The sequence below is a fragment of the Deltaproteobacteria bacterium genome (genome assembly GCA_016931625.1).
Classification (GTDB): Bacteria; Myxococcota; XYA12-FULL-58-9; order XYA12-FULL-58-9; family JAFGEK01; genus JAFGEK01.
In genome coordinates this window covers 1-10,973 of sequence record JAFGEK010000166.1, presented here as the reverse complement: position 1 = coordinate 10,973, position 10,973 = coordinate 1, and the positions used below count along the sequence as shown (strand labels likewise).

The 10,973-nt window shown below is 39.4% G+C and carries 5 protein-coding genes; 3 read left to right on the top strand and 2 right to left on the bottom strand.

The annotated features are described in order from the left end of the window. Positions 1-240: 240 nt before the first annotated feature. Positions 241-2,178 carry a hypothetical protein gene (locus JW841_14355; protein MBN1962120.1) on the top strand — a complete coding sequence of 646 codons (1,938 nt, stop codon included), beginning with the start codon at positions 241-243 and terminating at the stop codon, positions 2,176-2,178. A 332-nt stretch (positions 2,179-2,510) separates the two neighbouring features. Next, positions 2,511-6,338 (top strand): phosphoribosylformylglycinamidine synthase, encoded by a 3,828-nt coding sequence (gene purL, locus JW841_14350; GenBank protein MBN1962119.1) that lies wholly within the window; start codon positions 2,511-2,513, stop codon positions 6,336-6,338. A gap of 1 nt (position 6,339) precedes the next feature. Here purL and JW841_14345 read toward each other — a convergent pair whose 3' ends face one another. Both JW841_14345 and JW841_14340 read right to left on the bottom strand, forming a co-directional pair. Next, a complete protein-coding gene (locus JW841_14345; GenBank protein MBN1962118.1) occupies positions 6,340-7,275 on the bottom strand; it encodes a hypothetical protein in 936 nt (311 codons plus the stop codon). Positions 7,276-7,611: 336 nt separating this feature from the next. Beyond that, a complete protein-coding gene (locus JW841_14340; protein ID MBN1962117.1) occupies positions 7,612-9,483 on the bottom strand; it encodes a serine/threonine protein kinase in 1,872 nt (623 codons plus the stop codon). Positions 9,484-9,671: 188 nt separating this feature from the next. Between JW841_14340 and JW841_14335 the strand changes: the two genes are divergently transcribed. Next, positions 9,672-10,973: hypothetical protein (locus JW841_14335; protein MBN1962116.1), on the top strand; the 1,302-nt coding region annotated here is incomplete at its 3' end.

Genomic DNA, 10,973 nt, shown 5'->3' with positions numbered 1-10,973 from the left:
TTATTAGGCTTTACTGGATGCCCTCTTTCGAGGGCATGACGTAGAGAGTTTTACGTAACTCCTCGTCATTCCTACGAAAGTAGGAATTCAATTCCGATAAAAGTGAAAAATGAGACTAAGAGTCAGCTAATTAGAGTGTTTTTTTTTGCGCTAACTTACCACCTCGAATTATACTTCTAATAATCACGGTTTTTCGTTGACCAATTTTGGGCTTCGAACCGTAAAACGTATAGAGTCGCAATGCAACACCGCTTTCGTAGCGATCTCAAATGCTCACGCGAAGAGCAACAAGGGGTCGTTTTTTATCGTATTGATGACCCATTAGCTCAGACGAGTTTTCGCCTCTATGAAATCGAATATCTTATTGCCCAAAAACTCGACGGGGTGCGTCAACTTAGCGAAATAATTACTGCAGTAAAAAATGAATACAATTTTGATATTTCTGAACCTGATCTAGCCAAGTTTATCAACCAACTTGACTCAATGGGTTTTATTGAAAAAGACAATTCTCCATCTTCACCGTCACCAAATGAAGATACTACTAAAGTAATGGATCGTCGCGACGTTAAAGCTGAAGGCGACGCTGAGATTATTGAAGATATTGATCTTATAGACGCTATCAACGAGCCGTTTGATGAAGCTGAGCTAAAAAGATTACTTAAAAGTGCATTGTTACACGTGCGGCAAGGATATCTAGTTCATGCTCGCGATTATTTTTTAGCCGCTAAAGAGCTAAATCCTCAAGATGCTGGCTTAGCCAAATTAGTTAGCCACCTTGAAATTATTGGCGATTCAAGCGGACCAGCTGAAGTTGATTATTTATGGACGCAAGCTTGCGAATTATATCCTGAACTTGCAGCAGAAATATCACCACTTGCCGAGACAAAAACAGGAAGCATTAGTTCAATTGCAGATGACCCTTTACCCATACATCATGAAGAGAGCAATTTATCTTCACGATTACTTTGGCTATTAGTGCTGGTTGTTTTAGTGGGGGGCACTGCAGTAGGTCTTTACTACTTTGTTAAAAGTAACCACCTTTTTGAAGGTTCAATCAAAACAGCAGTTATCACTCTGCAAGCTCAACGATTACCTGTTTATTTAGAAGAACCAGCAATTAAAGTACAAGCGGCAAACGAAATATGGCTAGCGCTGCCAGTAAAAGGAAAAATTGCTGAAGTTAAAGTTGCCCGCGACGCGCGAACCCAAGCCAATCAAGTCTTGGTAGAACTGGCTTTACCAGCACCATTAGCCAAACAACTGAAAAAAGCCATGGCAGCTGTTAAAAAAATAAGCAAAGAATATAACAATGCCACAATTAAACTTAATAAAATTTTAAAAGAGCGCGAAGCAAAGACTGCTGCGCGCGATGAAATAAATGACAAGTTAGAAAAATTAAAAATTGCGAATTTATCAACTCATGCTGGAGCCCAAAAACGTGAATTAGATCGTTTAAAAAAGGCACGGGCAAAAGCAAATAAAAAACTATCACAACTAGCTAAACGTGCTCGCAAACCAGGCATTGCAGCAGAAAAGATAAAGCAAAAATTACAAGTCGCGCAGAAAAAACTTCAACAAATTGAAGCACAAGTGGCGCAGAAGCAAATTCGTTCGCCATTTGCAGGAACAGTGATCGAAGTTGCAGTACAAGTAGGTAAAAATGGTAAAGCCGGGCAAAAAGCTATACTTTTACGAGATAATTCAGCAGTAAATTTAGTATTTAACACCAAAAATGCAGGCCAACTTATGCCTGGAGCTGAATCATTTGTATCAATTGCTTTAGGCACTCCAAGTCAGGCAAAAATTGCGGCAGTAAATGACCAAGAAGGTAATAAACAAATAATCGTATTATTAAATGATCCTGCTGGTTCTTTTGCCCAAATACCGCCAAAAGAATTTCGCTTAGTGCGCGAATTTATTGAACGTGCCTATGAAATACCTACTGCAAGCATAGTAAAAAATAATCAAGGTACCCATGTATTAGTTGATGTCTCAGGGCGGGCCGTGTCTCGCAATGTTGAAGTACTAAATCGCAATGCAAATACTGCAATTATTCGCGATAAATCTGGCACTTTACGCAATGGTGAACGAATCATTGTAGAACGTATCGATCAAGAAGAAGGCGGAGTTGCTAGTATCGTTGATGGGGCTAGCATAGAAATACAACAACAGCGTTAAATATAAAGAATTATCACTTGAACCATTTAACAAAAATTTCACAAAAATTCATTTCACTTTAATTTAAGCTCACCTGTTAGCCCATAACTAATTATTTTTGTTTAACATTTTAGGTCAAGTTTACTTAATAATTTACCATTCACCTTTTATTAAAATTTTCAATCGATCGCCAACTTAAATCAATAAATGACAAATGTTGCGATAAAGCTAGACAAGCAAGCCTGTTCTAAGTAGGCACCAAGAAAACATTATAACGCAGTTAACTTGGGGGTGTCCCCCTAAAGTTACGCTTTATTTAGACAACGCCGCGAAAGCAAAAGGAGATTTGCATCATGATTGAGCGATTCTACCGAATGGTGGACGCTGCAATGGAATATTGCTTTTACGTCGACACAACAAAGTCTCTCAACCAAGAACAAAAGCAGATCTTAAATTGGTTGCTTTCAGAAACCTTTGAACCTGAATTTTTTGCCGCAGAGTCTTTTTTTAATAATCATAATAATCACTCACAAGACATAGTCGAAATCGGTCCGCGACTTAATTTTGAAACCGCATTTTCAACTAATGCAGTCGCAATTTGTCACGCTTGTGGTCTTGATACGGTAACTCGCCTTGAGCGATCACGACGCTATTTATTGCCACCCGAAAGTAATCGCCAAGATTTTATCGCTAAGCATCATGATCGCATGACTGAATGCACTTACCCTACTCCTTTAGTCACTTTTGATACTGGTCTTAAACCTAAGCCTGTTCAAACCGTACCAATCATTTCACAAGGTATTGAGGCCTTGCGCGAACTAAATAATGAACTTGGCTTGGGTATGGATGATTGGGATATCAACTTTTATTATCGATTATTTTCTGAATATTTTCACCGTGACCCCACAGATGTCGAATGTTTTCAATTAGCCCAAGCCAATAGTGAACATTCACGACATTGGTTTTTTAAAGGTTCATTAAGCATAAATGGTGCGCGTGCTCCAGAGACGTTATTTAAAATGGTGCACTCAACGCTAGACGCTCATCACAATAATAGTGTTATTGCGTTTTGTGACAACTCTAGCGCTATTCGTGGCAATAAAATCAGTGCGCTAATGCCAACTACCCCTGGTGCTCCATCACCATTTATCAACCGTGATGTCGATTACGATCTTTTATTCACCGCCGAAACGCATAACTTTCCTAGTGGAGTAGCACCTTTTCCTGGTGCCCAAACTGGCACTGGTGGCCGTATTCGTGATGGCCACGCTACTGGCGCTGGCTCGCTCGTGCTTGCTGCAACTGCAGGTTATGGGGTCGGCTGTCTTAATCTCGACGATTACGAAATACCTGGAGAAGATGCCTGCTTTGAGTACTCAAACAATTTAGCTGCACCAGCGCAAATTTTAATTGAAGAAAGCAATGGCGCTTCTGACTATGGTAACAAATTCGGCGAGCCGGTAATTCAAGGGTTTGTTCGTTCTTTTGGTCAACGTTTGCCTGACGGTGATCGACGTGAATGGATCAAGCCCATTATGTTTACCGGTGGGGTTGGGCAAATCGATCATCGTCACATTAATAAAGGCAAAGCTGAAGTCGGGATGCGCATTGTTGCCGTTGGTGGCCCCGCTTATCGTATTGGTATTGGCGGCGGTGCGGCTTCCAGCATGATTCAAGGTGAAAATAAAGAAGAGCTTGATTTTAGCGCCGTGCAACGTGGTGACGCCCAGATGGAGCAAAAGCTCAATCGGGTTATTCGCGCTTGCGTTGAAATGGGCGATGATAATCCCATTATTAGTATTCACGACCAAGGTGCTGGCGGTCCATGTAATGTTATTACTGAACTCATGGAGCCAGTAGGTGGCCGCATTGAAATTCGCAACATTAATATTGGTGATAAAAGTTTATCGGTATTAGAAATTTGGGGAGCTGAATACCAAGAACGTTCAGCTTTATTATTGCAACCACAACACCTGCAAACTTTTAAAGACTTATGCATTCGTGAAAAAGTGGCATGTGAAGACCTTGGTGAAATTACTGGTGATGGTCGCGTTGTTGTACATGATAACTTAAATAACACAACACCCGTTAACCTTGAGTTAGGTCCCATTTTAACAAACATACCACAGAAAAATTTCGAAATTACTCGCAAACCTTCAGTATTATACCCCTTAAAATTGCCCAAAGATTTAACGATTGCTGAAGCGCTACAAAACGTTTTTCGTCTGCCCGCAGTTGGTTCTAAAGGCTACCTAGTTCGCAAGGTTGATCGTAGCGTTACTGGCCTTATTGTACAGCAACAATGTTGTGGACCACGCCAACTTACGGTTGCAGATGTTGCAGTTATTGCACAAAGCTTTACTAACAAAACTGGTGCTGCCATTGCTATTGGTGAACAGCCACTAAAAGGTTTAGTTTCACCTGCGGCTGGTGCACGTATGTCAGTTGCTGAAGCATTAACCAACATTGTCTGGGCACGAATCTCAAAGATAGAAGATATTAAGGCTTCAGTAAATTGGATGTGGGCGGCAAAACTCCCAGGTGAAGGGGCAGCTCTTTATGATGCAGTAGCAGCATTGCGCGATGTAATGGTTAATCTCGGTATTGCTGCTGACGGCGGTAAAGATAGTCTGTCAATGGCTGCTCGTGTTGGTAATGAAACAGTTAAAGCACCTGGTCAAGTTGTAGTTTCGGCTTATGCCATGGTGCCTGATATTTCTTGTGTGGTTACTCCAGATATAAAACTGCCTGGCAACAGTCGTTTATTTTTACTCGATATTGCATGTGGCAAACGCCGTCTTGGCGGTTCAGCTTTAGCTCAAGTGTTATCGCAAGTTGGTATAAATACTCCAGATGTTGATGATACCACATTACTAAAACGTACTTTTAATGCGATACAGCAGTTGCTCGACCAACAATTGATTCTTGCTGGCCATGATATTAGTGATGGTGGTTTGATTACAACTTTAGCTGAAATGGCAATGCCTTGTGGTTGTGGCTTACGTATTAAACTTGCTGATGCACAAAATCCATTTGCCACGCTTTTTGCAGAAGAATTAGGTTTGGTCATTGAAGTAGCGGATGAAAATATTGCTGAAGTATTTTCATACTTACAAGGGTTACATATACCAACAATCAAAATAGCCCATACAACCACTAATGGTCGTATTGTTATTGAAAATGATGATATAGTTTTACTTGATGAAGCCACCGATACCTTACTTAGTTGGTGGGAAGCAACAAGTGATCGTTTAGAACACCTACAGACATCAGCTATATGTGCAAATGAACTACCAAAGACTCATAATCGTCGTGGCCCAACATATAAAATAACTTATAAAGTACAATCAACACTTACGAAGCATTTACAAAGCAATAATAAGCCACGCGTTGCAATTTTACGTGAAGAAGGAACTAACGGTGACCGCGAAATGGCGGCTGCTTTTACGTTGGCTGGGTTTGAAACTTGGGATGTGGCCATGAGCGATCTACTCGCTCAACGTATTCACCTTGATGCTTTTCGCGGTATAGCTTTCCCTGGTGGTTTTTCATATGCCGATGTTCTTGATAGTGCCAAAGGTTGGGCCGGTATTATTCTTCATCACTCTGATTTAGCTCAGATGTTTGCTGATTTCCGCGAGCGACCCGATACTTTTTCACTAGGTGTCTGCAATGGTGCTCAGTTATCAGCACTATTAGGTTGGGTGCCAGCTACTGGGGTTAGCAATGATTTACAGCCACGTTTTATTCACAATCTTTCAGGCCGGCTTGAATCTCGTTGGGTTACCGTTAGTATAAATGAAAGTTCAGCAGTTATGCTACGTGATATGCAAGGCTCAAAACTTGGAGTTTGGGTTAATCATGGCGAAGGTCGCCTACATTGTCGCTCTCAAGATATTCTTGATGATATTATAAAACGTCGTTTAGTTCCGGTTTTTTATGTGGATGATGAAGGCGAAGTCACGCAACAATACCCATTTAATCCTAATGGCTCACAATTAGGTATTGCTGGTTTATGCTCTATTGATGGCAGACATTTAGCGATGATGCCTCATCCTGAACGCTGCTTTTTATCCTGGCAAATGCCCTATCGACCAACTAGCCTACAAATTAATGAAAATGTGTCACCATGGCTTAAAATATTTCAAAACGCTTGGCATTGGTGTCATGAGGGCAATTGAATTAGAAATCAATCACAAATAGGGTTGCACCTACTGCAAATAATGCTCCTCCACCGACTAATATCCATTTGCCTTTTTTTGCCTTATCTTGGGCGGCTTCGTATTTTGTAAAAGCTTGACGTTGTGTGGTTGTACCATCAGGAGTAATATCACCTTGACTATCAGCACTAAATGAATAGTAACCACCAACGCCAGCAGCTATCATACCGACACTAGCAATAACTAAACCGGTCCATCGCAAGGCATGTGATTTTTCAACATAAATTGGCGGTTTTTTGGGCGGCGGGGTTTGCACGATATTACTTATATTATTATTAGAAGAGGGGGTTGGGGGTGGGGTTAAAACAAGCGAATCATCAATTATTGATTGCGGCTTATTGTCGTTTGTTTCATTTGCTGCGATTTCGGGAACCGGCTTTTGTTTTTCTTTATATGTTACATCATATATTTTTGCTATTTGTTGTGGATTCATTCTTGATTCTAAAGCTATAGTAGTTGCTTGTACTAAATTAGCACGAACTTCCACCTTACCATGTTGATCTATTGCCAATATAAGCAATCTAACATTATTAGAGTTAGCCTCGAAGCGACCGGTAATAATTTCATCTGTATCTAATTTGCGCACCAAGCGTCTGAGACATAGCTCATAACGAGATACACGCTCACATTTTGCAATTGCTTTTAGTGCAGGTTTGTTAAGTTTTTGGTCAATCTCATCTCCAATTATTATCTCAAGTTGAGTATCGGAACTTGGTCCTTCATTTAATTTATTCTGAATATTTTGCAAACTAACCGCTGATTCTTTACTAACGTTTCCTTTAATTCCCAAGGGAAACATCGCCACACGCTTTGGTGTGGTTTCTTGTGCGTATATTAATTGCAATGGAGTACTTAATACTGCCATAAAAACTAAAAAACTACTTCTAGAAACGGCCATAAATGTCTCTAGTCTCAAATTAGCTCTTCGCTACTAATAGAATGAAAACCACTTCGATTATTTTGATTTTTATATAAGGTAAGTATCCATGCCGATGAGCGTATTTTGTTTGAAAAAAGTGCCGCCATATTTAAACAAACAAACCAGTACTTCATAATACTCATCATCCTGCAGACGTAAAATGCAGGTCAGCAAGTTCACCTGCATGTATTATTTACCGCCTACAACGTAATACCCGCCGCCACCTCTTACTAATAATAGCAGCAAATACTAAAATATGCCTGTAAAAAATGTACTTTAACTAATTACTGCAACTATTTAATATAATTACAAATTTCAATATCGATCAAAAAATGATCCTGAATTAGAATTTGTTTTACGTGGACGACGTTTGTGTGCAGGTTTCTTACTTTTACCTGCATTGGAGTTTGATGTAGGTGAAGGTGCTATACTATTTGTCTTAGTAGTTTCGTTAGCATTCTTGTTTTTTATTTTTTTATCATCGTTTTTGATTTCTTCAGTAGAAGATTTAGCCTCTGAATTTGTATCAATTATTTTTTCAGGTTTTATTTCGATATTGGCACTCTCAATATTTTCATGAGTTTTAGACATTATGCCACCGAATATATTTATTTTTTGGGCCGACTGCGGTTCGATAAACGAATAAGCAAAATAAGCAGCAACAATTACGGCCAAAAGCAGCAACACAAAACTAATAAACTTAAAAGTGTTTGATCTACCATAAGCAATTTTGCGATCACTATCTTCACAATCAAGTAGTCTGGTTTTAACTTCTTCCATACTCTGGGGACGTTTGTTTGGATCTTTTTCAAGACATTGCATTATTAAATCAGCAAGTGGTCCTGGACAATTTTGGCGATTAATGCGATCGGGTGGTGTCGGCAATGAAGTAGCATGTTGATATAATAACTGTGAATAAGTGCTACCAGAAAATGGTCGTTCACCGGTAACCATTTCAAATAGAATTAGCCCAACACAATAAATATCCGCACGATAATCGATATTGTCACCAGCAATTTGCTCTGGGGCCATATAGCCAGGTGTTCCAATCATTACCCCAGTACCTGTGCGAAATGCGCCACTATCTAGTGACTCAGCAACAAGTTTGGCAATTCCAAAATCAAGTAATTTAACATGTTCGCCAGTATTGGTGCCGGTATCAAGAAACACATTTGATGGCTTTAAATCCCGATGCACAATATGTGCAGCGTGCACTGCCAGCAAAGCATCACATAATTGCTCACCAATATTCAATATATCTGAAAACGACAACGCATGTACTCGTTTAATACGATCTTCAAGACTCTCACCTGGTAAATACTCCATAACTAAAAAATGATTATCTTCAATCGATACCAAATCGTTTATTTCAATTACATTTGGATGATGTATTTGACTGGCCCGCCGACCTTCTACTAAAAATCTTTCAACCCAACGTGGCTCACGTGCAAACTGTGGGCTAAGACGTTTTAAACATACCTTTTTACCAAGAGCAGTATGATGAGCTAAATATACCTCTGCCATACCTCCACGGCTGAGAATAGTCTCAATCACATATACGCTAATTTTAGTGCCAGGTTTTAAAAATTCATCTTCTGGTTGTGGTGGGATAACTACTGGAATATCTTCTAGTTCTAAAACATCTGTACCATTGGGTATATCTTTATTAGGCACACTATACAGTGGTCTTGTTCGATTGGCATTAGTTTCCGATTCTTTTTGTGCCGAAATATTATCTGACTCTTTAGCAGGTAGAGGTGGCGGGCTATTTAAATTGGCGCTTGAAATTGGATTACGATTACACGGTAATTGCCGGGTAACCATATTTCCATCAGTCTTCGATGTATTTATCTGTTCTAATTCTTCTAACTCTTGTATTGGATGAACTTGCAGTGAATCTTCTTCTAAATCTTCAGTAATAACAAATATAGATGAAGGTTGGTCTAATTCTTCAGGCAATAATACATCACGATGGGTGTCTCCATCACCGAAAACTGCAACAGACTTATTTTGAGTTGACTTATCCACTTCTTCATTTATTTTATGCTTATTTGGCGCAGATTCAATTAATGGTTTATCTTTTACCGCATTAGAATTAACTGGCGGCGTTTGCTTTGATACAGACGGACGTAAAGTTTCAACGTCTTCAAGAAGCTTATTGAGTTCATCCAAGACCTTGTCGGCCATGTTACACGCCCTATGTATTCCAGCATACACCATTGCAACATAGATATCTTGAGTAAGACGACCCCTAATTATCAGAAATTTTATAAAATTAATCACTGGTGTAAGTGACTATTTGTAAGATTAGCATATTTTGATTTAGTTATTACGCATACATGCTAATAATTTGCTAATTTTCTCATTTTAAGGTCATGATCTCATGTAGGATGATAACCTACCCAGCTAAATCTAAATTTGTAAGACCATCAGCCAGACAGTGGGCTCAAAATTTAGGCAGGTTTTTTAGCAGAGTCGCAATATTTGCCATTAATAGAACCTCTGCCGAAGTTGTTGCGGTGCATGGTCTGTGTCACCAATCTCTTGGTCTAAGTATTTCTTTGCGTGAAAAATCACCTCTGCGTTGGGCTATTGAAGCTTCTTCACCAATTATTGGTTCAGGTCGCAGTCCTGGTGGTGCCAATATAGCCTATGCTTTGGGTATTGAAATTCCACGAGCTTATGCAATTATTTCATTAGCAATGCCTGGCGGTATTGTGGGCTTAGCTTACTGCGATTCATGTGAGCAGCCTTTATCTCTTGAACAAATTAATGCTACCTTTACTTTTTGTCACACAACACTTTCGGGTGAAGTACTAGCTATTTCTAATAATCAGCAATTTATACCACAATTTAATATTCGACGCTCTTATGTACCTTTACGAGTTCCTCGTCGTAACCGTCCAACTGCTACACGTAATACTGCAAACATAGAGTTTGTACAAAATATAGCAGAAACGGCAATCGATAATGATAATGCTGATATACAAAAAGATGATCTCCTAACAATTGAAACCGATGTTATTCACCAAGAACAAATTTCAAATGATAATGCTTTAATAAACGACGATAATGAGCAACATCAAACAAATGAAGAATTAAATTTAGATCTTGGTGAATCTATCTGCTCTGAGATTGTCCATGCTTCGTTAGCACCAGCCGATATTGAGAAAAAAGAACCAATTATACCAATAGTAATTGACAATGTCAGTGAATCCATAAAGCTTCAAGATAATATTATCTGCAACACATTTATCAATGAAACCGAGCTTAACTCAATCAATGATTCAAAGGTAATTGAAACCGAACTTAATCATCCGAACTTTTTATTTAGTAATGTAAATATTATTAATGACACCCAACCACAAAGTATTATTAATTTGGAGAAACAATCACGTAATCGCGCTATTAAACATGTAATTTCCAGCAGCTTAGCAGCCAGTATCGCAATTGCAGCATCGTTATTATTATTAGTTGCCCCGGTATCGTTATCAACAACAAATACGCATACAATTGTTATCGCTCCAAATGCCAACTTAACCAGCATAGCGCATGAACTCGCTGCGCAAGGATTAATTCGCAGCACTACCGGTTTCGCTTGGCTTGCGCGTATGACCGGCGCGCATCGTGCTTTACGCGCCGGCATTTATAACCTCTCAGCAAATGCTTGGGCATGG

Excerpts from the sequence above, each read along its gene's own strand:
- JW841_14355 (MBN1962120.1), top strand. The coding sequence starts at position 241 with ATGCAACACCGCTTTCGTAGCGATCTCAAATGCTCACGCGAAGAGCAA.
- purL (MBN1962119.1), top strand. The coding sequence starts at position 2,511 with ATGATTGAGCGATTCTACCGAATGGTGGACGCTGCAATGGAATATTGC.
- JW841_14345 (MBN1962118.1), bottom strand. The coding sequence starts at position 7,275 with ATGGCCGTTTCTAGAAGTAGTTTTTTAGTTTTTATGGCAGTATTAAGT.
- JW841_14340 (MBN1962117.1), bottom strand. The coding sequence starts at position 9,483 with ATGGCCGACAAGGTCTTGGATGAACTCAATAAGCTTCTTGAAGACGTT.